Below are 25,625 nucleotides of genomic sequence, written 5' to 3' on the forward strand. Positions count from 1 at the left end.
CGCCCCGCCCGGCGCCGCGCCGCCGGCGGGCCCGCCCCGCGCCGCCCCCCCCCCCCCCCCCGCCGCGGGCACGCTCAGGCGGCGGGCGGTTGACCGCCGTCCAGCCGGGCCAGCAGCCGCTCGGCGAGCGGGCGGGCCGAGGCCGGGTTCTGGCCGGTGAGCAGCCCGCGGTCCTCCACGAGGTGCTCGGCCCAGGGCGCCGGTCCGGACGAGAAGTGGGCGCCCTGACGGACCAACGACTGCTGCGAGGTCCACGGCAGGACGTCGAGCAGGGCCACGTCCTTCTCCTCGGCGTCGGTGAACGACGTCATCCGGTAGCCGGTGAAGAGCCAGTCCCCCTGCGCGTCGGTACAGGACAGCAGCGCGGCGGGGCCGTGGCAGACCGCCGCGACCGGGCGCCCCGCCCGATGGGCGTCGGCCAGGATGCGTCCGCAGTGCGGGTCGCACCAGAGGTCGATCATCGGGGCGTAGCCGCCGGGTACGAAGACGGCGTCGAAGGCTTCGCCGCGGATCTCCTGCAACGGCACGGGGTGCGCCAGCCGTTCCCGGTGTCCCGCCACGGCGTCGCGGAGCGCCTGACACCCGTCCGGTGAGAGGCCGGTGCCCTCCGGGGTGAAGCCCGCCGGGTCCGCCTCGGCGGGCCGTCCGTCGGGGGTCGCCGTGGTGACATGCACCCCGGCCTTGTCGAAGACCGCCAGCGGTTCGGTGACCTCCTCGGGCCAGAATCCGACGGTCCGGGTCCTGCCGTCCGTCAACGGCATCCGGGTGGCGGCGGACAGCATCACGAGAATGCGAAGCATGAGTCTTCCTCTCTTCTTACGGGGCCCGGGGCCCGAAGGCCCCGGGCGGTGCGGGCGGTCAGGACCCGTCGAACGGACCGGTGTCCTCGGCGTACAGGCCGAGGGTCCGGAGGAGGGGGGACTCGTCGGCGGAGAACAGCACGGCTTCGCCGGTGCCGCTGCGGTGGGTGTGGTGGTGCCGGGCCCAGGACGGCACGCAGAAGGTGTCGCCCGCCGACCACTCGAAGTCGGTGCCCTCGATCGTGGTCGTACCGGTGCCCTCCGCGACGACGTACACCACGGCGCCCGTACGGCGGTGCGTCCGCGTCCGCTCCCCGGCCCGCAGGAGCTGGAGACGGCAGCCGGTGGTCGGGGTGACCGGGCCGCCCGTCGCCGGGTTGGCGTACTCCAGCACCACCGCGTCGTGGGGGTCGTGGTGACCGGCCCGGGCCGCGTTCTCCAGGGCTTCCCGGCACTTCTCCCACGGGTAGGCGTACAGCGGGGAGCCCTCGTGCCGACGCCGGGTGTCGGGCAGCAGCAAGCCGCCCCAGGTGGCGTGGGTGTCGCGGCGCGGGGTCGTCGGCAGGTGGGTGCCGTCGGGGTGGAGCTCGAAGAAGTTGGCGCCGAGCGTGTTGACCAGGGGGTCGTTGGTGAGGTCCTGCCAGATGACCAGGCCCTCGTCGGCGTCGTTGCCGTGCTCGTGCCAGCGCCGGCCCGGGGTGATGATCACGTCCCCGGTGCCGACGTCGATACGGTCCCCGTCGACGGCCGTCCAGCCACCGTGCCCCTCGTGGACGAAGCGGACGGCCGACGCCGCGTGCCGGTGGCAGGTCATCGACTCCTGCGGTTTGAGGGCCTGCAGACCCGAGTAGAGGTGCCCGCAGGCCGCCTCGTACCCCCGGTGTCCGGGGTTGAGATGGGTGAGGACCCGGAGCGCGGCCGCGTCGCCCTTGACGAACTCGGCGGCCTCCAGGACGAACGGCCGCAGGTTCGCGTACCGCCACATGCAGGGCAGGGACTGGGGGGCCGGGGTCCACGGCAGGTTGTCGTTGACGGCCGACCAGCGGCCCACGGCGTAGAAGGCGCCGAGGCGTTCGGTGAAGGTGTCGGGGTCCGCGGTCGCGGTCGCGGGCGCGGGCGCGGGCGCGGGCGGCGAGGCCGTCACAGGTGGCCGCCTTCCTGCCGCGCCGCGGCGGTGAGTTCGTCCCAGAGGGCGTCGACGTCCTCGGCGCGGGTGTGGATGTTGCCGATCGAGACGCGGATGACATAGCCGTCGTCGGTGACGGTGTGCGAGACGTACGAGCGGCGCCCGGCGTTGACGCGGTGGTGGATGCGGCGGTTGAGGTCGTCGGTCGCCGTGCGGTCGAGGCCGTCCGGCGCGTACCGCAGGCAGACCAGCGGGAACGGCGTGTGCGCGTTGGTGACCTGCCAGTGCGGGGCGGCCGCGGCGACGGAACGCAGCCGGTCGGCGAGGGCCGTGGACGCGGTGAGGCGGGCGGCGATCCCGTCGGTGCCGAACGTCTTGAGGATCCACCACAGCTTCAGCGCGCGGAACTGCCGCCCCAGTTGCAGGGAGTAGTTCATGAAGTCGACGCTGCCGTCCTCATGGCGCGTCGTCAGGTACTCGGGAACCAGCCGGAAGGTGTTGGTCAGCGCGTCGCGGTGGCGGGACAGCAGGGCGCTGGCCTCCATCGGGCAGAGCAGCACCTTGTGCGGATTGGCCACCAGCGAGTCGGCCACTGCCAGGTCGGGCAGGTGCGGCCGGACGGGCCCGGCCAGCCGCCAGAACCCGCCGTACGCCGCGTCGACGTGCAGCCAGACGCCGTGCCGTGCGCAGAGTTCGGCGATGGCGTCGAGCGGGTCGATGCCGCCGGTGGAGGTGGTGCCGACGTTGGCGACGACGGCGAGCGGGCGGTAGCCGTTCCTCACGTCCTCGCGCAGGCGGGCGTCGAGGCCGGCCGGGTCCATGCTGCCGTCGGGCCGGGCGGGCAGGCGCACCACGTTGTCCAGCCCGATGCCGAGGGTGATGGCCGCCTTGTCGATGCTGCTGTGGGTCTGGTCGGAGGCGTACACCCGCAGGACGGGCCCGCCCGCGAGTCCGGTGCGGCGGACGTCGAGACCGGTGAGGTGTTCGCGGGCCGCCGCGAGGGCGTACAGGGTGGCCAGGGAGGCGCCGTCGACGAGTACGGCGTCGCCGTCGGCCGGATAGGCCAGCATCTCGCAGAGCCAGCGCAGCACGGTGGACTCCACCGCGGCGGCGGCCGGTGCCGCGTCCCACAGCATCACATTGACGTTCAGGGCGGCCGCGGCGGTCTCGGCGAGGATCGCCGGGCCGCTGGAACTGTTGGAGAAGTAGGCGTGGAAGCGGGGGTGGTTCCACTGCGTGAGGTGCGGCCGCACGTCCCGCCATGTCTGGTCCAGTACGGCGGCGAAGTCCTGCGGGTCCCTCGGCAGCGGCTCGTCGAACAGCTGGTGGATGTCCTTCGCCGACCGGTCGGTGGTCACCGGCTGCGTCCGTAAGGAGGCGAAGTGCTCGCTGAGCCGCTGCAACAGCAGACGCCCGTTGCGCTCCAGCTCCTCCGGTGTCCAGTCCCCGACCGCCGGGGGCGGGCCGGCGGGCGGCGCGGACGGCGCGGCGAGGTGGTCAGTGGTGGTCATGGTCGACCTCCACGGGCAGCTCCACGGCGTAGCGGACCTCGCGGGGGCGGGTGCAGTACTCGGCTATCAACGGTCTGACCAGGTCCTCTTCGGACTTCAGCAGATCGGCGTGGTCCTCCGCGCTGCGCCAGGGGTAGACCCAGGTGACGACGCGCGGGTCGTCCCGGTCCTGGAGGAAGGTGGCGTGGCCGTTCCAGCCCGGGTGGTGGTGGGCGTTGTCGCCGAGCGCGTCGTCGATGAGCTGCATGGTGCGGGTGGCCTGCGCCGCGGCCTCGTCGGTCAGGTACCAGGTTTCCACGATGGTGAAGGACATGGGCCCTCTCCTTTACTTTCCGCTGGTGGCGAAGTATTCCTGGAGCAGGGATGTGCCGCCGGGAACGAATTTCTCGCAGATGAGCTTGTGATTCGCGCGATTACGCGACTGCTCCCGCCACAAATCGCGGGCCGCCTCGTTCACGTCGTCCGGCGCCCGGCCGTCGCGTGCGGCCTTTTTCAGGGGAGTACGGACGGATTTCAGCAGATCGAGCATCCGCTCGTGGTCGGCGTTGAACTTACCGGAGAATCCGGGGCTGACCCACGGCGGCTCCATCGCGGGTCGCAGCAGGCCGTGGTAGGCGTCGGCGGGGAAGTCCGACGCGTACTGCATCGACGCCGTGGAGGCGCGGTAGAGGCGGGTGAGGGTGGACAGCAACTGTCGGCAGGTGGGCCATTCCTCGCTGTCGAGCGCGGTGTGTAACGCGAGGAGATGGGAGTTCATCATCGTTAAGTGGAGGTGGAAGATGTGATGGCCGAGTTTCCACCTGCGGATGGCGATTTCCTGGTCGCTGGTCAGTTTCATGCCGACATCCTTTGATCTCGGTGCCCGGGGCCGGGCACACCGCATTACGGAGGTCACGGTGAACTTTCGAGCGGGCCGCGCTGGGGAAATTCGCTACCGGCCGGCGGTGAGGGCCAGGGCGTGCTGGAGGAGGAGATTCATCCCGTCCAGCAGATCGGCTCGTTCCGCCTCGCCCAGGCTGGAGTCCCGCAGGTCGTCGGCGACCTTGCGGGTGACCGCGAGGGCCTGCTGCGCCCAGGCGGCATCGGAGACGTCGTCGTAGTGGATGCGGAAGAAGGCGTCGTACTCGTCCGGGCCGCTGAGCTTCCCGGGAGCCGTGCCGTCACGGGGCAGGCTCACCGGGGCGATGAGGCCGTGGTCGTCGGCCGATAAGCGTTCCATCTCGTTTCCCTTTCCGGGGCGGGCACGCGTGGCCCGCGCCGCTACGCGCGGGGGCGCACCACAGGCTTCATCCGAGGGGGTTACCGGTCCCTGCCGTCGCGGTCGCTACGCGGGACGCACCGCGGGCTTCGTCCGGGGTGTGCGGTTGCTGGTCCACACCGCCGCGATCACCAGGGCACAGCCGCCCAGCTGGGTCGGAGTGGGCGTCTCGCGGAGGATGAGGAGGGCGAACGCGATCGCCATGACCGGCTGGAGGAGCAGCAGCGCCGCCGCGGTGTTGGGCGGGAGCAGCGGCCCTCCCTTGCTGATCAGCAGCCAGGCCGCGACCTGGCCGAGGAGCGCCAGCGCCACGATCCAGCCCCACGAGGCGGCCGGGACCGCCAGCGGCAGCCCGGTCGTGAGCAGGCTGATGACACCGGAACTGACGGTGGCCGCGGCCGTCGAGACGCAGACCGGGGTCACCACATGCCGGGGCGAACGCTGGCCACAGCGGCGGATCAGGTACAGATACACCGCGTAGGCGCTGCCCGCACCGATGCCCAGGAGTGCCCCCCGCACGGGGTGCACGGCCTGCGCGCCGGAGTCGACGACGCCGCCCGCCAGTGCGATGCCCACCAGCATCAACGGACAGGCCAGCAGGAAGCGGCGCGTCACCCGCGTGCCGTCCCAGACCCGTGCCAGCAGCGGGAAGACGATCACCTGCACGTTGATGAGCACGGTGGACACCGCGGCGCCGATGTCCAGGATGCTGAGGGTCCACATCACGTAGTCGGCGCCGAGGAACACGCCCGCGAGGATCGCGTTCCGGTGCAGCGCGGCGGGCATGCCGCCGCGCCGACGGGTCTCGTACACGCACATCGGCACGAGGGCGATCAGCGCGATGGCGCAGCGCAGAAAGGCCGCAGTGCCCGCGTTGACGTCGGCGAGTTTGACGAAAACCGCCGACATCGACAGGCAGGCCGCCCCTCCGATGATCAGAGCGGCTGCCTTCGTCTGGGTGCCCGACGTCTCCGGGGCACGCTCGGGGGCGGGGGTTCGGGGCTTCGGTGCGGCTTCCACGTCAGGCAGCCTTCCACCCTCGACGCGACACCACTACTTACTGTTTGTTCGCTGTATTCATTAGCCTTCGCACATGGTGAGTTGGGAGAGAATGCGCGTCTTCGACGCGGTGGCGCGACTGGGGTCGGTCCGCGCGGCAGCCGAGGCGCTGCACGTGACGGGGCCCGCCGTCTCACAACATCTGCGCCGCCTGGAACGCGAGGCCGGCTCCGCCCTCGTCGAACGCGATGGCCGGGGCATCCGTCTCACCCACGCCGGAAGGGTCCTGGCCGCGTCCGCCAACCGGATGACCGAGACGGCGGCGCAGGCCGACGCGGACCTCGCGGCGATCAGCGGCCTGGTCGCGGGGCCGTTACGGGTGGGCGCGGTCGCCTCGGCGTTACGTTCGCTGCTTCCGCAAACCCTGCTGGCCCTCACGGACGCCCATCCGCGTCTGGAGCCCGAGGTCCAGGACGGCGAGGCGTCGGACCTGCTGCCGGATCTGGAAGCCGGCTGGCTGGACGCGGTGGTGATGGAGAGCTGGACCCACGCCCCGGCCCGCATCCCCCCGGGCGTGCTCACCCACCCCCTGGTACGCGAGAACGCGCTCCTGGCCGTCCACCACCGCCACCCGCTCGCCCACCTGACGGAAGTCCCCCTGAACAGCCTGCACGGCCTCGTCTGGGCGAGCTGCCCGACCGGCAGCGACGCCCACCAGGCCCTCGTCGAACTGCTACGCCGCCAAGCGGTCACCGACGTCCAGGTCCGCTACTGCGTGGCCGACTACAGCACCCAGCTCCAACTGGTGTCCGCCGGCCTCACCGCCGCCCTGGTCCCCCGCATGGCCGTCCCCGCCCACCACCCGGGCGTACGCCTCATCCCCTGCCGCCCGGTCGTCACCCGCACCATCTGCGTGGCGACCGCGCCGCGGTCGCAGACCCCTGCCGTACAGGCGTTCATCGCGGGGATGGCGCGTGCGGCGCAGGGGATGGGGCCGGGGGTGCCTGGTCCGGCTGAGCAGGGGGGTGGCGTGGGCGAGGGGGTGGTTCGGGGGTATCGGTCGCATGAGTAGCGGTCGCAGCAGGGAGGGAGCTGATGTGGCGTCAAGGGCGGGTTCGCCCCTACCCCCTTCTGATCGGCCTTCCACCTTGGAACGTGCGGCGGAGTAGCCCTTGTCCGCTCGCGCCGTGCTGGGGCCTGGTCCGGGGCCTTGTAGCCATGCCGGGTTCCGGCAGCTGGCCGATCCCGCTGAGTTCTGTGATGTGGGACTTCTGCAGTTTCCGCGAGAGAGAGCACGCCTCCCCACGCCGCAGTCAGGTCGACAGGGCCGTCCAGGGGTCGACCGGGACCACTCGGGTGCTGCGGCCCTGTTCGTCGAGGATGCGGCCGTAGACCTTGGTCATCTGCAGGACGAGCCTGCGGTCCACCACCCTGGCGTCGGGGTGCTCGCGGGCGATCTTGATCAGCAGTTCGTCCAGGTGGTTCAGGGAGCGCAAGCCCACGATCAGGCCCAGGTTCGCCGGGCTGGTCACGGCCGCGCAGTGCCGGGTCTCCGGCCAACTGCCGAGCGCATTTCCGATGCGCTGCACCTCGACGTCGGGCACAGTCAGCCACAGCAGCGCCATGGTGGGCCAGCCGGCGAGCGGCCGGGCGACGTCGCAGCGGAACGTGATGTCGCCGTGCCGGTGGAGCCGCTCCAGGCGGCGCTTGACCGCCGGCGGAGTGGTGTTGAGCTCGTCGGCCAGGCTCGCGTAGCGGCGCCGGCCGTCGTGCCCGAGCGCCAGGAACAGGGCTCGGTCGGCGGCGCCGAACGGCCGGATCTTGCGTGGCAGCGGGCCGATCGCCTCACGGACCTGGTCGGCCTGGCTGCGGTTCATCACCCCAAGGCGCCAGATGATGCCGCCGAAGGTGCTGCCGAACACGTGGCTGCGGACCTTGGTGACCTGCTCCGGTAGCGGCAGCGTCTTGAGGAGCACGGTCGAGATCGCCGCCAGGGACGGCGCCATGATGAGGGCGAAGACCTCGTACTCGCCGGTGGTCACGCCGACCGTGATCACGTGCGGTAGTTCGGCGAGCCGTTCGGCGACCTGCGTGGCGGTGCCCGGCGCGCAGGAGAATTCGACGATCGCGCCCTTCGACAAGCTGTTGCCCAGTGCCACGGTGATCCAGGCCGCGCCGTCGTCGGTGAGCCGCTGCCAGCGGCGGGCCAGCGTGATCGGCGCCAGCTCCAGCACCTCGGCCAACGTGGTCCAGCTGGCCCGCGGGTTGATCTGCAGGGCGTCCACCAACGCGAGATCGGTTTCGTCCAGCACCCGTGGCCCCCTCGTACATGACAGCCGCATGGCCATGCCGTTGTTTTCCCACATTCTAGCCGGGCCTGATGGAGATATTCATCATTCTGCGGCTCCTGTGCCGAAGCTTCCCCATGCTGCTCCGCATGATGAGCAGTGAGCAGCAGATCGACCTGGTCCTGGCGGGTGCGCGGGTGATCGATCCGGAAACGGGTCTCGACGAGGTGCGCAACGTCGCTGTCAGCGGCGGTCGGATCGTGGCGGTGACCTCGGATCGACTGGCCGGGGACGTGGTCGTCGACGTGTCGAACCGCGTGCTGACGCCGGGTTTCATCGACCTTCACAGCCACGCGCAGACAGTCACCGGGCTTCGGCTGCAGGCCCTCGACGGCGTCACCACGGCGCTGGAGCTCGAAGCGGGCGCGCTGCCGGTCCGAGCGGCCTACGCCGAGGCGGCCGCGGAAGGGCGGCCGATCAACTTCGGCTACTCCGCGGGGTGGGCGCTGGCGCGGATGCGCCTGCTCGACGGCGTGGCCCTGGATGCGTCGTCGTTCGCCATGTTCTCCAAGTACCAGGGCGCACCGAACTGGCGCCGCCCCGTGGGCGCCCGCGACATGGCGAGGGTGCTGGACCTGCTTGAGGAGCAGATCCACGACGGAGCGCTCGGCATCGGGATGCTGGTCGGGTACGCGCCCGACTCGGGCCGCGACGAGTATGTCGCGGTCGCCTCGCTGGCCGCGAGGCTCGGCGTGCCGACGTTCACCCACACCCGCTTCATCTCCACCGAGGAGCCCGGGACCTCGTTGGAGGGCGCGCTGGAGGTGATCGCGGCGGCGGCCGGCACCGGCGCGCACATGCACATGTGCCACATCAACAGCACCTCCAACCGGATGATCGACGACGTCGCGGCGGCGGTGGAGCGGGCTCGGGGAAACGGCCTGCACATCACCACCGAGGCATATCCGTACGGCTCGGCGTCGACCGTGATCGGGGCGGCGTTCCTCGCACCCGAGCTGCTGCACCGGCTCGGCATGGTGCCGAAGAACATCCTCTGCCTGTCCACGGGGGAACGTGTCGCGGACGCGGCGCGGCTGGCGCAGCTGCGCCAGGAGGATCCCGGCGCGCTGATCCAGTTCGACTGGCTCGACGAGTCGAACCCTGCGGACCTGGAAACGTTGCAGCACTCGTTGCTGTTCGCCGACACCGCGATCGCCTCGGACGCCGTTCCGCTGGTGGGGCGAACCAGCGAAACCTGGCCGGTCGCCGACGATGTCTTCACCCACCCACGCAGCGTCGGCTGCTACGCGCGCACCTTCGGCTGGCTGGTCCGCGAGCTGGGCGTAATGCCGCTGGCCGAAGCGGTCCGGCGCTGCACCCTGTTGCCGGCGCAGATCTTGGAAGCGGCCGCGCCCGCGATGAAGCGCAAGGGCCGGATCCAGGTCGGGGCCGACGCCGACATCGTGGTCTTCGACCCCGACGCGATCGCCAGCGGGGCCACCGCCACCCGAGTACGCCCCTCCACCGGCATCGACCACGTGCTCGTGGGCGGCACCTTCGTGGTCCGCGACGAGCAGATCCAACTCGACCACCTGCCCGGAGAACCGATCTTCGGTCGCCACCGCACCTGAAGGAGCAAACATGGCCATGACAAATACGCCAGTGGCGCGGGATGTGCTGTACCGGCGGGTGGGCTGGCGGATCCTGCCGCTGCTCGTCCTCTGCTACACCTTCGCCTTCCTGGACCGGGTCAACATCGGGTTCGCCAAGCTGGCCATGCAGCAGGACATCGGGATCAGCGAGTCGGTCTACGGGCTGGCCGCCGGGATCTTCTTCCTCGGCTACGTGATCTTCGAGGTGCCCAGCAACCTGCTGCTGTCCAAGATCGGCACCCGTAAAACGCTCTGCCGCATCCTGCTCCTCTGGGGGCTCACCGCGGCGGCGATGATGTTCGTCAGCGACCCGACGAGCTTCTACGTGCTGCGCTTCCTGCTCGGCGTGTTCGAGGCCGGTTTCGCTCCCGGCATCATCTTCTACCTCACCTACTGGTACCCGCCGGCGCGGATGGCGGCCCCGCTGGGGCTGCTTCTGCTGCCCGGCCCGATCGGCTCGATGATCGGCGGTCCGGTGTCCTCGTGGCTGATCACGCACTTCGAGGGAACCGCCGGACTGCACGGCTGGCAGTGGATGTTCCTGCTGGAAGGACTGCCGTGCCTGGTGCTCGCGCTGGCCGTCTGGAGGAGGCTGGCCGACTCGCCGGAGCAGGCGACCTGGCTCAGCGCGGAGGAGAAGGAACTGCTGCGCCGCGATCTCGTGGTGGACGGCGACCAGGGCAAGCACGACTTCCGGAAGGTGCTGCGCGATCCCCGCGTCTACGCCCTGGCCCTCGGCCTCTTCTGCCTGATCAGCGGCCTGTACGCGGTGAGCTTCTGGCTGCCGACCATCCTCAAGGAGAACGGGCTCACCGACATCGGCTCGATCGGCCTCTACTCGGCGCTGCCGTACGCGTTCGCGATCGTACTGATGGTGGTGCTGGGACGGCGCTCGGACCGCACCGGTGAGCGCCGCCTGCACAGTTCGATCACCGCGCTGATCAGCGCCGTCGCGCTCGCGGTCGCCGCGTTCACCGCGAGCAGCTTCGTGGTCTCGCTCATCGCCATCATCGTCGCGACGGCCTGTATGTGGGCGTCCTACTCGGTGTTCTGGGCGTTGCCCTCGACCTACCTGAGGGGCACGGCAGCGGCCGGCGGGATCGCCCTGATCAACAGCATCGGCCTGCTCGGCGGCTTCATCAGCCCGACCCTGATCGGTTTCGTCAAGGACGCCACCGGCAGCACGGAGGTGGGCCTGCTCTCGGTGGTGGCCCTGCTGCTGGTCGGCAGCCTCACGATCTACGCCAACCGGCTGCCGGCCGGCGCCCAGCGATCAGCCAGCTCATCCTCATCACCTGCCGCGTCATAGAGCGTGAAACCTACGGCCCCAAAGTCAGGAGAACCCATGGATCACGACACGCCGCTTGGCGGGTGCCGGCCCCGGAGGGTGCCGGAGCTCCGCCTCAACCTGCCCGCGCTGGATCACAATGTCCAGCTCATGGCGGACTGGTGCCGCGATCAGGACGTCGAGCTGGCTCCGCACATCAAGACCACCATGACGCGCCCCATCGTCGAACGGCAGATGGCCGCGGGAGCGTGGGGCGTCACGGTTGCCACCGTGACACAGGCCGACAGTGCCCTGGAGTGGGGGATACGGCGTGTGATCATCGCCAATCAAGTGATCCACCGCGCCGACCTCGCCCTGATCCGGCGGCGGCTCGACGAGATGCCGGGGCTGGAGGTCTACTGCTTCGTCGACTCCCTCAGCGGGGTCGGCCTCGCCCGGTCGGCCATGGACGGTGCACCCCATTCCCTGCGTGTCCTCATCGATATCGGAGCGGACGGATGCCGGACGGGCGTGCGGGAGCCTGCCGCGGCCCGTGACCTGGCCACGGCTGTCCAGGCGTCACCCGGACTCCTTCTTGCCGGTGTTGCGGGCTATGAGGGTGTGCGGCCCAACCTCCGGGACGCCGCCACCCTCACGGATGTCGACGAGCACTGCCGGAAGGCGATCGCAGTGTTCCACAGCCTCACTCCGCTGTTCGAGACCGCGCATCCGGTCTTCAGCATGGGCGGCTCCGCCTTTCCCGACCGAGTCGTCCACGTCCTTGCAGAAGCCGCGCCGCACCGGGGTGATCTGCCGATGGTGCCCGTTCTTCGGTCGGGCTGCTACGTCACCCACGACCATGGCACATACGAACACGTCTCGCCCCTGCCGGGCCTGAGCGCGGCGTTGACGGTCCGGGCTGTGGTGCTCTCCACGCCGGAATCAGGGCGTGCCATCGTCGGTGCCGGGAAACGTGAACTGCCCTACGACGCGGGCCTGCCGGTGCTCGTCAGCGCGCACGACGCGCAGGGGCTGCCGCGACCGGCCACCACGGCGACCGCGACCCAGATCTACGACCACCACCTGGTCCTCACCGAGGCATACGGTCTGCACGTAGGCGACGAGGTCGACCTCGGGATCTCCCACCCCTGCTCCGCCTTCGACCGCTGGCCCGACATCACCGTGGTCGACGACCAAGGCCACGCACGTGAGGTGTGGCACCCGCAATTCCACGGATCACAGTGACCGACCTGGCCCCGGCGTCCCAAGAAGGTCGCCGGCTACCGCCGCCACCGCACGCGTGATCATCAAGAAAGGTACGGACATGAGCATCATCGAGAAGAAGATCGAGGCAATGGGGCTGACCCTGCCCGTGGTCGCCGCACCACTCGCCGCATACGTGCCGGCCGTCCGGTCCGGCCCGTACGTCCACACCGCCGGGCAACTCCCCCTGATCGACGGCACGCTGCCCCTCACCGGCAAGGTCGGTGCCGACATCACTCCCGAGCAGGCCAAGGACCTGGCCCGCACCTGCACGCTGAACGCCCTCGCGGCCGTGAAATCGGTCGCGGGCGATCTGGACCGCATCAAGCGTGTCGTCAAGGTCGTGGGATTCGTGGCCTCCGCACCGGACTTCACCGGCCAACCCGGCGTCATCAACGGTGCCAGCGAACTGCTCGGCAACCTCCTCGGCGACAAAGGCAGCCACGCCCGCAGCGCTGTCGGCGTCGCGGTCCTCCCGCTGGACGCCCCCGTCGAGATCGAACTCCAGGTCGAACTCGCAGACTGAGACCGCTCACCGGTGCCTGGTCATCGCCGAACAACCCGACCGGGGCTCAAACCCCTCTTCGGCGCGCTCGCCGACCGCCGCGACCGTCACCCTCCGCTGGGGATATGCCGCGCTCGCCGCACCGGCCGCTCCGCCGGCGATGAGGGTGCGCCGCGCTCCGCGCCGGCCCTCTGCTCAGGGTCGGGCGGCGGCGGCTTCCTCGTCGCCGCCGGCCGGGCGGGGCGGGTCGGCGAGGCCGAGTTGCAGATGCTCGATGTGGTACACGGCCTGATCCAGCAGCGCGGCGACGTGGTTGTCGTACAGCGCGTACACGATCGAACGGCCCTGGCGGGTGCCCGTGACCAGGCCGAGGTTGCGGAGCAGGCGGAGCTGGTGGGAGCAGGCGGACTGTTCCATGCCGACCTCGGCGGCCAGCTCCGTGGCGGGCAGCGGGCCCTCCCGCAGCCGGGCGAGGATCAGCAGCCGGGAGGGGGTGGCCAGCGCCTGCAGGGTGGTGGCCACCCGGGCGGCATGGGCCGCGTCCAGGCGTGTGCGCGGGACGCTGTCGGCAGGCGGTGCGGCTCCATGACCCATGCACCCCATACTAGGGGCCCTTTCCATGAATAAATGAATGTCTCTTCATGCATTCCTGTTACGGTGGCAGGGTCCCCCCTCTCCCCTGCGTGAAGGGCCCCGTGCCGATGCCTTCCACCCTCACCCGCCCGGCGGCCTCGGGCACGGATGCCCGCGAGGCAGTGGCGCCCCGGCGGCGCACCCGGATCTTCGCCCTGCCCGAGGCCCGCTGGGCAGCCGCCGCTCTGGTGCTGTTCCTGATCGCCCTGCCGCTGCATCTGACCGGCGCGCCGGGGTGGACGTGGGGCCCGTTGTTCGCCCTCACGTACGCCACCGGCGGCTGGGAGCCCGGCTGGGCGGGGTTGCAGGCGCTGCGGGAGAAGACCCTGGACGTGGACCTGCTGATGGTGGTGGCCGCGATCGGCGCCGCCGCAATCGGGCAGGTCCTGGACGGGGCGCTGTTGATCGTCATCTTCGCCACCTCCGGCGCGCTGGAGGCGGTCGCCACCGCGCGCACCGCCGACTCCGTACGCGGTCTGCTCGACCTCGCGCCCTCAACGGCGACCCGCCTGGCCGACGACGGCACCGAGGAGACGGTCCCCGCGCAGCAGCTGCGGGTGGGGGATGTCGTCCTGGTGCGGCCCGGTGAGCGGGTCGGCGCCGACGGCCGCGTCCTGGACGGGGCGAGCGAGGTGGACCAGGCCACCATCACCGGCGAGCCGCTGCCCGTGGCCAAGCAGGAGGGCGACGAGGTGTTCGCCGGGACCCTCAACGGCACCGGCGCCCTGCGTGTGAAGGTCGCACGCGACCCGTCGGATTCGGTGATCGCCCGGATCGTGGCCCTGGTCGAGGAAGCCTCCGGGACCAAGGCGCCCACCCAGCTGTTCATCGAGAAGGTCGAACAGCGGTACAGCCTCGGCATGGTGGCCGCCACGCTCGCGCTGTTCACGGTGCCGTTGCTGTTGGGCGCGGCACTGCAGCCGACGCTGCTGCGGGCCATGACCTTCATGATCGTCGCCTCCCCGTGTGCGGTGGTGCTGGCCACGATGCCGCCGCTGCTGTCAGCGATCGCCAACGCCGGACGGCACGGCGTCCTGGTCAAGTCGGCCGTGGTGATGGAACAGCTCGGTCAGATCGACGCGGTGGCGCTGGACAAGACCGGCACCCTGACCGAGGGCATCCCGTACGTCACCGACCTCCGTCCGCTGGCCGGCTCCGGCCTGAGCGAGGAGGAGTTGCTACGGCTCGCGGCGGCGGCCGAGCACCCCAGCGAACACCCGCTGGCCCGCGCCGTCGTCGACGCCGCCCGCGCCCGCGACCTGGCGCTCCCCGTGGCGGAGGACTTCACCTCCGCTCCCGGCACCGGGGTGACGGCCACCGTCGGCGGCCGCCGGGTGGCGGTCGGCAGCCCCGCCCGGCTGCTGAACGGGCGTACGGACCATCCGGCCGCCGCGGCCGCCGCCCGCTTGGAGGACGAGGGCCGTACCGCCGTCCTGGTCGAGGTCGACGGCGCCCTTCTCGGGGTACTGGGCATCGCCGACCGGCTGCGCGAGGAGGCCGCCGCCACCGTCGCCGCCCTCACCGGTCTGACCGGAGCCGCGCCGGCGCTGGTCACCGGCGACAACCCGCGCGCCGCCGCCCGCCTGGCACACGAGGCCGGCATCACCGACGTCCGCGCGGGCCTCCTCCCGCAGGACAAGGTCGCCGCGGTCAGGGAGCTGGAGCAGGCCGGGCGCAAGGTGCTCGTGGTCGGCGACGGCGTCAACGACGCCCCCGCCCTGGCCGCCGCCCACACCGGCATCGCCATGGGCCGGGCCGGATCCGACCTCGCTCTGGAGACCGCCGACGCCGTCGTCGTCCGCGACGAACTCGCCACCATCCCCACCGTCGTCGCCCTCTCCCGACAGGCCCGCCGCCTGGTCGTGCAGAACCTCATCATCGCCGCGGTGTTCATCACCGGGCTGGTCATCTGGGATCTGGCAGGAACCCTGCCACTCCCCCTCGGCGTGGCCGGGCACGAGGGCTCCACCGTCATCGTCGGCCTCAACGGCCTGCGCCTGCTGGCCGACGCCGCCTGGCGCCGCGCCCGCAACGGTCGGTGAGCCTCCGCGGGATCAGCGCACCGCCGTCCCTCCCCCGCCTCCTGCGCGAGCTGAGCATCCATGGGGGAACGCAGCTGTGTCAGGTCGGCTGACTGCTCTTCCTGGCGCGCTGCACGGCCGACGCTGCCTCAGAGGTCGCCGTTGACGGCCCCGCCACCGGCTGTCCACCGGTGACCCTGTCGCCGTGGTGACCGGGAGCCCATTTCAGTCTGCCGTTCCGAAGCTCGCTTTCGCCCGCTCCACCACTTGCCTGGTTTCCCCCTCCCGGCCGACCGGCCCAAAGGCGACGATCGCGTACAGATTACCGTCCGCCTCCGCTTCGAACCGGTAGTCGACGGCGAACTGTTCACCCAGCTCTTCGTCGGAGTAGGTGAACTCCCGTAGAGCAACATCACCAACTACTCCATGAAACGGTTCATCGTATCCGTTCTTGGTCATCCTGTCGGAATCCGAAGCCGCTTCTATCGATTCGGAGGGAGTGGCTTCCGTCACCGTGAAAATGATCAGCCGGCTCGCCCTGCTGTCCTCCGATTCGTAACTGACCACGTCCGGTTCTCGGGACTCGTCGAAGCGCTACGCGCCGAAGGCGTGTCCGAGTGCTTCGTCGAGTAGCTCCCGCAGGGCGGAGGAGGTCCGTGCGACGGCGGTGGCAAGCAGTGCCGGGCCGCCCGCCAGCGGTGCGAGGAGCGCGCAGCCGTCCTTGGTCCCTTTGCGGAACAGGACGGGGGCACGCTGGAGGTCCAGCTCCGGGCCCACGACGAGGAGTTGGCCGACCGCGCGGTGTCCGTCCAGGACTGCGGGGCCGTCCCATCCTGGCTCGGGGTCCCCGTAGGCGGTGTGCTGGTCGAGCAGCAGGCGGCCGGCGCGGTGGACCCGGATGCGGCTGACGAGGTGGCCCGGCTTCTCGTTGGCTCTGCCCAGGATTTGCTCCTCGCGCAGCACCAGTTGCGAGGTCGCGGCGAGGTTGACCGTGCAGGTCTGATGCAGATTGCTGTCGGCGGCGCTGATCAGCGGCTTCGGCAGCCAGCGTAGGCAGGCGTGCTCCCCGACGCTCAGCCGTACGTCGTAGGTGGCCGGCGCGGTGGTGGGACCGCGGAGGGCGAGCGTGGCGGCGGCTGTGGTGACATCCAGTTCGGCCCGGTCCTCGGCGGTGATGTCTAGGGTGAGCCGGTCGCCGCCGAGCGGGGCGCTCATCGCGCCGATGACGCCCACCGTGGCGGCCCGGCCGCCTGTGCGCATGCGTCGTAGGTGGAACGGGCCGTCGCTGCGCAGTTCCGGCAGGGTGGTGACGCGTCCGTTGTACGTGGCACGGATGCGGGCGGTAGCACGCACGCCATCCGGGTGTCCGCAGGTTTCCTCGGCGCTGGCGGAGGAACCAGTAGGGTCGAATGCGGCCTTGGGCTGGGCGAGTTGAGCGCCGGCGCTCATGCCGCCGCCTTCGCGCGCCAGCGGGTGAGGTGCCCTGTTACCCAGTCGGCCAGGCCGACGCGGAAGGCGCGGAAGGCGCGGAGACTACGGTCCGCGCGCAGCGGCTCGGGGCCGTACGCGTGGCGAGGGGGCATGGTCACGGGGTGATCGAGGTGCATGGAAACTCCAGGCGGGCAGGGTGGATTCAGGAGGCGAAGAGCCGCATGGTCCAGGCGGCGTGCTGCTCTCCGGTGATGTCCAGCAGCGGGGAGGACGCCGATGGCAGGGCGTCAAAGCCCTCGGTCGTCACGCGGGCCGCCGCCTCGGCGGCGGCCGCAGCGACGGTGTCGGTCAGGGCAAGGGCCGGTCAGAAGAGGAAGTACCTCTGCGCCATGGGGACTTCACTCACGTAGGCGCGCGGTACGGTCGCCCCGTTGAGTTCCGTGCGGGCGTCCCCTGTGGTCGCACCACCGATGGTGACCTCGAAGCTGTTGTGATCGACGTCGAGGCTCTCCGGCACCATGTCGTTCAGCTTCATGTCGGCCTTGGTGACCTCCCGGATGCCCGTCGAGATCTCCACGAACTTCTTGACGAGGCCAAGCCCCCCGGTCTTCACCTCCATGACGTTCCCGCTGCTGTCCTGGACGGTGACGACTCGCGAGTTCAACTTGTCGGCCACGCCCGGGGCCGCGAAGTTGTACGAGTTGCTCTGTGGGGAGCGGCCGGTGGAGCCCCAGACCGCCCGCGGCAGGAAAGGCTGCGGCGTCGTGATCGACGCGTTGGCGTCGCCCACCTGCGCGTACGCGAGCTGCCCGCCCTTGAGGACCATGTGCATCTTGACGCCGAAGAACTTGGGCTCCCAGAGCACCAGGTCGGCGAGCTTCCCGGTCTCCACAGAACCGACGTGGCCGTCGATGCCGTGCGTGATCGCCGGGTTGATCGTGTACTTGGCAACGTATCGGCGCGCCCGGTAGTTGTCGTTCGGGATCAGCCTCCCCGCATGGTGCGAGTGGTCGTTGTCGTCAGCGATCGGGCGGACCTTCGCGTGGTCGAGGTCCTCCTTCAAAGGGCCGTAGCGGGATTTCATGACGTGCGCGGTCTGCCAGGTACGCATGACCATCTCACCGATGCGTCCCATCGCCTGGGCGTCGGAGGACATCATCGAAATGGCGCCCATGTCGTGGAGGAGGTCCTCCGCGGCCATGGTGGAGGGCCGGATGCGGGAGTCGGCGAAAGCCATGTCCGCCGGGATGTCCGGGTTGAGGTGGTGGCAGACCACCATCATGTCGATGTGCTCCGCCACGGTGTTCACCGTCAGGGGGCGGGTCGGGTTGGTCGAGGCGGGCAGGACGTTCGTCTCTTTGACCAGCTCGATCATGTCCGGGGCGTGACCACCGCCGGCGCCCTCGACGTGGAAGATGTGGACCGAACGCTTCTTGCCGTCCTTCGTGAAGGCGTCGCGGGTGCTGTCCAGGAAACCGGACTCGTTCAGCGAGTCGGCATGCAGGGCAAGTTGGACCCGACGGCTCTCGCACACGTCCAGTGCCGCGTCGATCACGGCGGGCGTGGCTCCCCAGTCCTCGTGGACCTTGAAGCCGATGACGCCGGCGTCGACCTGTTCGTTGAGGGCGTCCGGGTTCACCGTGCTGCCCTTGCCGAGCAGGCCGATGTTGACCGGGTAGGCGTCCAGGCTCTCGAAGACCCGGGTGATGTGCCACTCGCCCGGGGTCACCGTGGTGGCCGTGCTGCCCTCGGCGGGGCCGGTGCCGCCACCGATGAGCGTGGTCACACCCGAGGCGAGGGCCTCGTGGATCTGCTCCGGGCAGATGAAGTGGACGTGGGTGTCCACGCCACCCGCGGTGAGGATCCGCCCGTTGCCGGAGATGACCTCGGTGCTCGGACCGACCACGAAGTTCGCCGGCTGCACCGGCAGCTTGTCGCTCGGGGCCGTACGGTCCGGCATCTCGAACTCGTGGGGCGGGATCGGGTCCATCGTCTCGGGGTTGTACGCCTTGCCGATGGCGGCGATCTCACCGTCGCGGAGCCCGACGTCGGCCTTGACCACACCCCACCAGTCGAGGATCAGCGCACCGGTGATGACCGTGTCCACGGGCTGATGCCTGCCCTGAGCATCCCCGTTTCGGGGAATGTGGGACATGCCCATCGACGTGCGGATCACCTTTCCGCCGCCGAAGATCATCTCGTTGCCGCTGTGCTTCGGACCGCCGCTCCAGTCGGCCTCGATCTCGACGGTCAGAACGGTGTCGGCCAGGCGGACGCGGTCCTTGGTGGTGGGACCGTACCGAGCGGCGTAATCGGCCCGCTTCAGCACATTGCTCGACGCCGAGTTCTCCGGTGAGCTCGCCGGCCTGCTGCTCGACGGGGTGCTTGAGTTGGTGCTCACCGGTGCGTCACCTCGCGCAGTCCCTTGACCTGTCGGTCTCCCTGGATCTCCACCAGCTCGACGCTGCACTCGTCGCCCGGCTCGAAGCGCACGGAGGTGCCCGCGGCGATGTTCAGCCGCCGCAGCCACGCTGCCTCGCAGTCCTTGAGGTCCTGGAGCGCCTCCCCCTCCGGACCGGGCGGAACCTCGACCTTGAGGACCTTCAGCCCCGGGTTGACCTCGGCGAAGTGGTAGTGGGAACCGACCTGGATGGGACGGTCCGACACGTTCTTCACCCTGATCCTCGTCCTGCCCTCACCCGGCAGCGTGGTGGCGTCTTCCTGTAGGTCTGCATTGAACTCAATCGCCTTGTACCAGGACGCCGCCTCCTGTTCCCGGCACCTGTCACAGCACGAGGACGCGCCGTTGCCACTGCCGCCATCGCAGTCGACCGGGCAGTCCGGCTTGCGCGGTGGCTCGGGGTGCTCGACCTTGCCCGGGTGGACCTCGGGTTCCTCTGCGGCCTCCGGGAAGGGGTCGTGAAGGGTGACCAGCTTGGTGCCGTCCGGGAACGTGGCCTCCACCTGCACGCTCTTGATCATCTCCGGAACGCCGTCCATCACCTCGTCCCGACCGAACAACTGCCGGCCCGAGTCCATGATGTCGCTGACCGTCTTGCCGGCGCGCGCCTGCTCGAAGACGTGCACCGTCAGCAGGGCCATCACCTCGGGATAGTTGAGGAGCAGCCCACTGTCACGGCGCCGCTGCGCCACGTCGGCCGCCACATGGATCAGCAGGCGCTCCTGCTCATGCGGAGTCAAATGCACGATGAGCCGTTTCTCTTGAGCGGACAGTGCATGCGGCCGGACATGCCAAAGAGAACGAAAGACCTCCCCGGACGACGCCAGGCGCGCCTCGATCATCAGGGGGAGAAGTCATCGAGAAGGCCACGGCACAGCTCGCGTACACGATCAGGTGAATGCGAGCCGAAGAGTGCGCAGTCGCCGCCCCGCCCTGCGCAAGGGTCCGGGACCGAAACCGCAGCAGACGCCCCCGATCTGCGCGAACCATCGGTTATCCGGAGAGCGTCAGACCCCACGGGGCCGGTGGGGCAACGGGGCGTGGGGAACGGTGTGGGTTCACCGGTTGAGGATGCGGCGTAGCCAGCGGACGCGGGCCTCGCGGGCGTCGCGGGCGACGGCGGTGTCGGAGGCGATCTGGTCGAAGCCGTGGAATCCGCCTGACCAGACGTGGAGTTCGGCGTCGCCTCCGGCTTGCCAGATACGGGTGGCGTAGGCGATGTCCTCGTCGCGGTAGGTCTCGGCGGCGCCGGCGTCGATGTAGGCCGGCGGCAGGCCGGACAGGTCGGTGGCGCGGGCGGGTGCCGCGTATGGCGGGACCCGGTCGGTGCCGCGGGCCTCGCCGAGCAGCGACGTCCAGCCGACCTCGTTGGCACGCCGGTCCCACACGCCGCGGCCGGCCATCTGCCGGGCAGAGGGGGTGTTGTTGCGGTCGTCGAGCATGGGGCACATGGCCAGCTGGCCGGCGAGGCGTGGTCCGCCCCGGTCGCGCGCCATGAGCGCGACGGCCGCGGTCAGCCCGCCGCCCGCGCTGCCGCCCGCCACCACGATCCGCTCCGGGTCGCCGCCGATCTCCGCGGCATGCCGTGCCACCCACACCATGCCTGCGTAGCAGTCCTCGACGCCCGCCGGGTACGGGTGCTCGGGGGCCAGACGGTAGTCGACGGAGACCACGACGAGCCCGAGGGGTGCGGCCCACTCGCGCAGGATGCCGGGCATGCCGGTGCGGCCGGTCCCGCCGATCATGCCGCCGCCGTGCAGGTGGTGGATGACGGGTGCGCCGTCGGACAGTCCCGCCGGGCGGGCGATCAGCAGCGGGACGTCCGGCGCTCCGTCGGGTCCCGGCACCGCACGCTCCACCACCTCGAAGCTCCCGCCGTCGCGCAGTTCCTCCAGTGTGGGATCGGGAGCGGCCTCGGCGAGGTGCGCGCGCCACCGCGGCACGTCCGCGGGTGACGACGGCTCGGCGGCGCGCAGGTCGCCCAGCCCGTCCAGGACGATTGCTGCTTCCGGGTCGAACGGCACGGGAGCGGGCCGGTTTTCCTGATCCACCGGAGCCGCGGGAGCCGCCGGAGCCGCGGGGGCCTCGGGAGCCGCGGGGGTCCCGGGAGCGGTGGGGGCCGTCGGAGTTGCGGAGGTGGCCGGATCGGCCGGGGCTGCTGGGCCGGTGGTCCGTGAGGGAGTTGCAGGGGTCTGTTGTGGGTCGTCGTCCGGCACGGGGCGGGTGTTCATGGATTCCTTCTGGACGGGTGTGGGCTGCACACGTACTGCTGTCGAGCTACTGGACCATGGGCGCGGTCCGGCACGGGGACCACATCGCCAAGGTGCGCATCACCCCCGGCCCGTCCGCCGCCGCCGCGGTGGTCCGGCGCGGCATCGACCCGACCTCCGCGCAGCGCCGACAAGGTGTTCGGCCCACCTCGATGAAGCCGTCCTACGCCACGGTTCACCGGTCTGGATGGTCAGGGAGCCCGGCGGGCACGTCTTGCGGCGGTCGTGCGCCGGCACCAGCCATTCGGCAATCGGGGCTGCTCACCAGGGGCCGCGCTCCTTCGTATCGGCGGCGGTTCAGTGTTCGAGTACCACCTTGGCCAGCACGATGACCACTCCGAGCAAGAGATTGACAGCACCGTTGACCAACACCACGCGCACCGTGGCGCCGCCCCGCACGACGGGGACGGTTGCCCAGCCCACCTGCTCGGTCAAGGCGACGATCAGCGCGCACCACGTGGTCCCCGCCACCCCCAGGCCGAACAGCGGGCTGATCACCACCGCGGCGGCGGGCGGAACGGCCACCTTGGCGATCGGCCATTCACGCACAGCGACCCGGCGGACCTCCGCCCAGGTCACGGGGTTATCCAGCAGCCGTTCCCCTGCGAGGCGCGCGTAGACGTGTGCCGCCCAGAACACCACACCGGTGATGAGCAGGAGCAGCACCAGCTTGATGCGAGGAATCGAACCGACCGTCCCGGCGGTGGCCACCACTGACGCCGCAAGGATGGAGCCGTAAACAGCCCCCGCGTAGTCCGTCCGCATCCTTGAAGGCGCCTTCGGTGTGTCCCCGTGAGGGGTAACTCGCCATCGCACACACCCAGGATCCACCCGCGTCCACCAGCCCGCACCGTCGCGGCCCTTCAGCTTCGGCCGTCCGGCCACCACGTCGGAGAGCGCGCTCACGCACCGTGGCGGTGCCCACGCGGGGAGAGAGGCAAACCCTTTCCCGGTGCCGTCACCACGTCCCCCGCATGCAGGGCTCGCTGCCGCTCAAGCCGTCTTCGATGATGGGCCACATCTGCCGATGCGCCCAGCCTCCGCCCCCTCCCCGGCACACACGCCCAGACCGGCCAACGGCCCACCCTGCTCAAGCGGCGTTCGGCACCTGCGGACGCTTCCACGAGGACCAGAAAACGCGGCTGCTCACGACCATCACCCAGGCAGGAAAGATCAGCTCGGACCACGGGACGCTGGTGACGACGAAGAGCAGTACCAGTGCCACGAGGAACCCGAGCCAGCCGAGCCAGCGTGGAAAGAGACCCAGGCCACGCCCGATCGACGTAGTGGACAGGGTGAACACCGCCGCCATACGCATTCCATAACTCAACAGCACCGTGTAGGTGAAATGCCGCCCCGCCTCCCAGCTCTGAGGCGTTGCCGCCAGTTGCGAGACGCCGGCCGGCCCCACCAAGCCCTCGGCCCAGGCTGCCAGCGCGAACAGCATCGCAACGAACAGCAGTCCGCTGCCCAGGAAAAGCGTGGCGAAGAACCTGTCCTCCCGCGCACCGACGTAATCGCGTACCGCACCCATGAACCACAGGAAGAAGACCCCGCCGAACGGCACCAGAGCAAGCGCCGTCTGCAGAGCGTCACGGCGCGATGGATCAGCCACCGCGGCCGCCGCACCGTTAGCCTCGCCAGGGAGCGCGAGACGAACCAGCACGATGACCGCAGCCAGCAGCAGCGCGAACAACACCCCTGCCACACCCGCCGCCCGTGGCGTCCGCAACGCCCGCGCCGGATCTCCACCCTCCACCTGCATGAGCCGCCTCCCTGCACGCGACCGCTCCGGGGCCATCGCCCCACCATCGTGTCGCGCAAGGACGCGATCGGGCGCTCAGGCACACCCCCGGCGCAAACGATCACTCCGACGGGCCCATTCGGTCGGACAGCGGCGACGAGCGGGGACCGTCAAGGTCCGCACGGTGCCGTGGCCGTCGGCGGGCCGATGCGGGTGACCCGCTTCAGCGCCTCGTGGGTAGTCCGGTCCCACAGCCCTTCACAGAGCCGGACCGGGTGTCCGTGCTGGTCGATCACGGGCTTGCCCTGATGCATCAGGAATCCGAGGGCCGCTTCGGACAGCAGAATGTTCCGCAGGCTTGTCGGATGCCAGGGACGACCTCGCGCAGCCTTGCCGTACAGCACAGCCAAATGGTCTGCAGGGCTCGTCTCGCCTGCGCGGTTGAGGCAGGCCGCCTCGCTGCTCGGCGTGACATTCTCGGGATCCGCGAGGATCCGCCGTGCGACCTGGCGGATCACCTCCGCGGCATGCGGGTGCAGTTCGACATGATCGACCGGGCCTCCCGGAAGGAGACGGACGAACCGGAAGCCATAGGACGGCTTCCCTTTCGGGCGCCCGGCGGCCCGCATCTTCCGCGTGGCGTCGCGGTTGCGGCGCTGGATGGCACGCAGTTCCCTCTGCGCGCCCCATGCCTCGATCGTGCAGCGGTTCTCGTCCGCCGGGTCGTTCAAGTCCCAGGGTCCGTCGTGGCCGTACGTGACGAGGCACTTCCCCTCGTCACGCATCTTGTAGCCGGTGTTCAGGCAGTCGACGACGTTACGGCCGAGCCGGTCCACGGCAGCCGCCACCAGACCGTCGTGCGGGCCCCTCTCCCCGCGCAACCAGGGGCCCGGTTGTGGGCGGGTCATGGGGTCCGTCGCCCCGGAGACCTCCCAGTCGTCGGCCCAGCCAGTGATGTGGCCACCCACCGCTGCGGCAGCCGCGAGGACATCACTGCGCTGACGTTCCGGTGACGACGTGGATGCCTTCACACGCGACAGGCGCCGCACGCCGAGCAGACACTTGCCGCATCCGTCATAGGGTCGTTCGATCATGTTCTGGTCCGTACCGCTCAAGGTCGCTCCGTTTCGAGCTCGCAGAGTACGGAGAAATGGCGGCCGCCCCTCGGAAGGCGATCTTGGTCAGCCGAGGAAGCTCAACCGGACCTGACGGTCGGGATGAGAGACATTGGTGTCCGCGAAACTCCGCCAAGGCGACTGTCAGGTTGGTCGATCGATGCCCCTGGACCGCCGCGGTCTTCGTTCGGGACGAAGAGGCCGTGGGTTCACATCCCGCCCCCCGACCGAAGAAACAGCAGGTCACACCCCCTCCCTTGCCATCCCCGCCCGGAAAGACTTCCGGTACGCGGCCGGGGTGGTACCCACTCGCTCACGGAAGCGCAGGCGCAGCGTGACCGCCGAGCCGAAGCCCGCGATCCCGGCGATACGGTCGATGGGCAGATCAGTGGTCTCCAGCAGCTCGCGGGCCCGTTCCGTACGCGCCCACAGCAGCCAGCCCAGCGGCGTCATGCCGGTCAGTTCACGGAACCTGCGGTGCAGATGGCGCACGCTCATACCCGCCTGACGTGCGATGTCGGAGAGCGTCAGGGACAGATGCAGATTGCGGTGCAGCCAATCCAGCGTGCCGTGCAGTCGGTCCTGCCAGGCCGCGTCGGCGGCCGGCCCCGGCGGGCGGCGCACGAGCTGGGCCATGTCACCGTCCCGCCGCCGGGGCACGACCAGGGCGCGCGCCGTCCTGGCGGCGACCGCGGCACCGTGGTCCCGGCTGACGAGGTGCAGGCACAGATCGAGACCGGCCGCGAGCCCCGCCGAGCTGAGCACCTGCCCGTTGTCCACGAACAGCACGCTCGGGTCCACGCGCACGGCCGGGTGCGCCTGCGCGAGCTGATCGGCGGCCAGCCAGTGCGTCGCGGCATCCGCACCGTCGAGCAGCCCTGCCTCGGCGAGCAGGAACGCGCCCGTGCAGATGGAGGCGATGCGCGTGCCGCGTGCCGCCGCCCTCCGCAGCAGTTCCCGTACGTCCTCGTCGGGCGGCTGATCCGCCGCGACGCCGGGTACCACGATCGTGTCGGCACCAAGCGCGGCGCGCAGCGGACGGGCAGGGACGACGCCGAAGCATGCGGCCCCGGCCGCTGTGCTGGTGACCGGCGCATCGCCGCACACCAGCACCTCGTACGGCTTCGAACCGTCCGGCCGCCGGGCGAGATGGAACACCTGGCAGGCGGCGGTCAGATCGAAACCGACTGCCCCCGGGGGCACCACAACTGCCACTACATGCATGGCAGGAACCTATCGGGACAGGTCGCGATTGCCGCTGCCGGTCCCGCCGGGCCCCAG

At 70.4% G+C, this 25,625-nt stretch carries 25 protein-coding genes and 2 pseudogenes; 6 read left to right on the top strand and 21 right to left on the bottom strand.

Translation table 11 applies throughout. The annotated features are described in order from the left end of the window. Positions 1 to 74 precede the first annotated feature (74 nt). The 7 genes from ACFWWQ_RS09705 to ACFWWQ_RS09735 form a co-directional block, all read right to left on the bottom strand. Positions 75 to 800 (bottom strand): type 1 glutamine amidotransferase domain-containing protein, encoded by a 726-nt coding sequence (locus tag ACFWWQ_RS09705; protein ID WP_384592880.1) that lies wholly within the window; start codon positions 798 to 800, stop codon positions 75 to 77. A gap of 58 nt (positions 801 to 858) precedes the next feature. Further along, positions 859 to 1,944, bottom strand: coding sequence for a cupin domain-containing protein (locus ACFWWQ_RS09710; RefSeq protein WP_384592883.1), 1,086 nt, complete (start codon positions 1,942 to 1,944; stop codon positions 859 to 861). After that, the gene (locus ACFWWQ_RS09715) at positions 1,941 to 3,437 is read right to left on the bottom strand and encodes a pyridoxal phosphate-dependent decarboxylase family protein (RefSeq protein ID WP_384592886.1); all 1,497 of its coding nucleotides are present in this window, start codon (positions 3,435 to 3,437) and stop codon (positions 1,941 to 1,943) included. Before ACFWWQ_RS09715 ends, ACFWWQ_RS09710 begins: the two co-directional genes overlap by 4 nt. Then, on the bottom strand, positions 3,424 to 3,750 hold the full coding sequence (locus ACFWWQ_RS09720; RefSeq protein WP_384592889.1) for a hypothetical protein: 327 nt from the start codon (positions 3,748 to 3,750) through the stop codon (positions 3,424 to 3,426). Before ACFWWQ_RS09720 ends, ACFWWQ_RS09715 begins: the two co-directional genes overlap by 14 nt. Before the next feature lie 12 nt (positions 3,751 to 3,762). Next, positions 3,763 to 4,275 (bottom strand): hypothetical protein, encoded by a 513-nt coding sequence (locus ACFWWQ_RS09725; RefSeq protein WP_384592892.1) that lies wholly within the window; start codon positions 4,273 to 4,275, stop codon positions 3,763 to 3,765. Between the two features lie 93 nt (positions 4,276 to 4,368). Then, positions 4,369 to 4,656, bottom strand: a complete 288-nt coding sequence (locus tag ACFWWQ_RS09730; RefSeq protein WP_384592895.1) for a hypothetical protein — start codon at positions 4,654 to 4,656, stop codon at positions 4,369 to 4,371. Between the two features lie 105 nt (positions 4,657 to 4,761). Continuing rightward, a complete protein-coding gene (locus tag ACFWWQ_RS09735) occupies positions 4,762 to 5,715 on the bottom strand; it encodes a DMT family transporter (protein WP_384592898.1) in 954 nt (317 codons plus the stop codon). Between the two features lie 73 nt (positions 5,716 to 5,788). Here ACFWWQ_RS09735 and ACFWWQ_RS09740 point away from each other — a divergent pair, with 73 nt between their 5' ends. After that, on the top strand, positions 5,789 to 6,766 hold the full coding sequence (locus tag ACFWWQ_RS09740; RefSeq protein WP_384592900.1) for a LysR family transcriptional regulator: 978 nt from the start codon (positions 5,789 to 5,791) through the stop codon (positions 6,764 to 6,766). A 241-nt stretch (positions 6,767 to 7,007) separates the two neighbouring features. Here the strand turns inward: ACFWWQ_RS09740 and ACFWWQ_RS09745 are convergent, their stop codons facing one another. Further along, positions 7,008 to 8,006, bottom strand: coding sequence for an Lrp/AsnC family transcriptional regulator (locus tag ACFWWQ_RS09745; RefSeq protein WP_384592903.1), 999 nt, complete (start codon positions 8,004 to 8,006; stop codon positions 7,008 to 7,010). A 68-nt stretch (positions 8,007 to 8,074) separates the two neighbouring features. Between ACFWWQ_RS09745 and ACFWWQ_RS09750 the strand changes: the two genes are divergently transcribed. The 4 genes from ACFWWQ_RS09750 (at position 8,075) to ACFWWQ_RS09765 (ending at position 12,690) form a co-directional block, all read left to right on the top strand. Then, a complete protein-coding gene (locus tag ACFWWQ_RS09750) occupies positions 8,075 to 9,613 on the top strand; it encodes an amidohydrolase family protein (RefSeq protein ID WP_384592906.1) in 1,539 nt (512 codons plus the stop codon). 16 nt (positions 9,614 to 9,629) lie between these two features. Further along, positions 9,630 to 10,943, top strand: a complete 1,314-nt coding sequence (locus ACFWWQ_RS09755; RefSeq protein WP_384592909.1) for an MFS transporter — start codon at positions 9,630 to 9,632, stop codon at positions 10,941 to 10,943. 36 nt (positions 10,944 to 10,979) lie between these two features. After that, positions 10,980 to 12,146, top strand: a complete 1,167-nt coding sequence (locus ACFWWQ_RS09760) for an alanine racemase (protein WP_384592912.1) — start codon at positions 10,980 to 10,982, stop codon at positions 12,144 to 12,146. A 79-nt stretch (positions 12,147 to 12,225) separates the two neighbouring features. Further along, positions 12,226 to 12,690: a RidA family protein gene (locus ACFWWQ_RS09765; RefSeq protein ID WP_384592915.1), complete on the top strand. Its 465-nt coding sequence runs from the start codon at positions 12,226 to 12,228 to the stop codon at positions 12,688 to 12,690. 174 nt (positions 12,691 to 12,864) lie between these two features. On the opposite strand, the gene ACFWWQ_RS09770 is transcribed toward ACFWWQ_RS09765, so the two are convergent. Next, a complete protein-coding gene (locus ACFWWQ_RS09770) occupies positions 12,865 to 13,263 on the bottom strand; it encodes an ArsR/SmtB family transcription factor (protein WP_384592918.1) in 399 nt (132 codons plus the stop codon). Between the two features lie 107 nt (positions 13,264 to 13,370). On the opposite strand from ACFWWQ_RS09770, the gene ACFWWQ_RS09775 reads away from it, so the two are divergent. Beyond that, positions 13,371 to 15,344 (top strand): heavy metal translocating P-type ATPase, encoded by a 1,974-nt coding sequence (locus ACFWWQ_RS09775; RefSeq protein WP_384592921.1) that lies wholly within the window; start codon positions 13,371 to 13,373, stop codon positions 15,342 to 15,344. Between the two features lie 204 nt (positions 15,345 to 15,548). Here ACFWWQ_RS09775 and ACFWWQ_RS09780 read toward each other — a convergent pair whose 3' ends face one another. The 12 genes and pseudogenes from ACFWWQ_RS09780 to ACFWWQ_RS09835 all read right to left on the bottom strand — a co-directional run bounded on the left by ACFWWQ_RS09780 (position 15,549) and on the right by ACFWWQ_RS09835 (position 25,568). Continuing rightward, positions 15,549 to 15,890 (bottom strand): hypothetical protein, encoded by a 342-nt coding sequence (locus ACFWWQ_RS09780; protein WP_384592924.1) that lies wholly within the window; start codon positions 15,888 to 15,890, stop codon positions 15,549 to 15,551. Between the two features lie 27 nt (positions 15,891 to 15,917). Continuing rightward, positions 15,918 to 16,772: an urease accessory protein UreD gene (locus ACFWWQ_RS09785; protein ID WP_384592927.1), complete on the bottom strand. Its 855-nt coding sequence runs from the start codon at positions 16,770 to 16,772 to the stop codon at positions 15,918 to 15,920. Next, entirely contained in the window at positions 16,769 to 16,912 is a 144-nt protein-coding gene (locus ACFWWQ_RS09790; protein ID WP_384592931.1) for a hypothetical protein, read from the bottom strand. The genes ACFWWQ_RS09785 and ACFWWQ_RS09790 overlap by 4 nt, the downstream gene beginning before the upstream one ends. Positions 16,913 to 16,956: 44 nt before the next feature. Beyond that, positions 16,957 to 17,100, bottom strand: a pseudogene (locus tag ACFWWQ_RS09795) (urease accessory protein UreF); the annotation flags it as partial. An 18-nt stretch (positions 17,101 to 17,118) separates the two neighbouring features. Beyond that, entirely contained in the window at positions 17,119 to 19,083 is a 1,965-nt protein-coding gene (ureC, locus tag ACFWWQ_RS09800; protein WP_384593335.1) for an urease subunit alpha, read from the bottom strand. Between the two features lie 68 nt (positions 19,084 to 19,151). Then, positions 19,152 to 19,430 (bottom strand): urease subunit beta, encoded by a 279-nt coding sequence (locus ACFWWQ_RS09805; RefSeq protein ID WP_384593338.1) that lies wholly within the window; start codon positions 19,428 to 19,430, stop codon positions 19,152 to 19,154. Between the two features lie 237 nt (positions 19,431 to 19,667). Next, a pseudogene (locus ACFWWQ_RS09810) lies at positions 19,668 to 19,961 on the bottom strand (urease subunit gamma); the annotation flags it as partial. A 312-nt stretch (positions 19,962 to 20,273) separates the two neighbouring features. Further along, positions 20,274 to 21,239 carry an alpha/beta hydrolase gene (locus tag ACFWWQ_RS09815; protein ID WP_384593341.1) on the bottom strand — a complete coding sequence of 322 codons (966 nt, stop codon included), beginning with the start codon at positions 21,237 to 21,239 and terminating at the stop codon, positions 20,274 to 20,276. Between the two features lie 543 nt (positions 21,240 to 21,782). Next, on the bottom strand, positions 21,783 to 22,250 hold the full coding sequence (locus ACFWWQ_RS09820; RefSeq protein WP_384592934.1) for a hypothetical protein: 468 nt from the start codon (positions 22,248 to 22,250) through the stop codon (positions 21,783 to 21,785). A gap of 325 nt (positions 22,251 to 22,575) precedes the next feature. Continuing rightward, positions 22,576 to 23,250, bottom strand: coding sequence for a hypothetical protein (locus tag ACFWWQ_RS09825; protein WP_384592937.1), 675 nt, complete (start codon positions 23,248 to 23,250; stop codon positions 22,576 to 22,578). Positions 23,251 to 23,399: 149 nt separating this feature from the next. Continuing rightward, on the bottom strand, positions 23,400 to 24,323 hold the full coding sequence (locus ACFWWQ_RS09830; RefSeq protein WP_384592940.1) for a recombinase family protein: 924 nt from the start codon (positions 24,321 to 24,323) through the stop codon (positions 23,400 to 23,402). 264 nt (positions 24,324 to 24,587) lie between these two features. Continuing rightward, positions 24,588 to 25,568 (bottom strand): GlxA family transcriptional regulator, encoded by a 981-nt coding sequence (locus ACFWWQ_RS09835; RefSeq protein ID WP_384592943.1) that lies wholly within the window; start codon positions 25,566 to 25,568, stop codon positions 24,588 to 24,590. Positions 25,569 to 25,625: the final 57 nt, after the last annotated feature.

The sequence above is a fragment of the Streptomyces sp. NPDC059080 genome (genome assembly GCF_042739975.1).
GTDB lineage: Bacteria > Actinomycetota > Actinomycetes > Streptomycetales > Streptomycetaceae > Streptomyces > Streptomyces benahoarensis.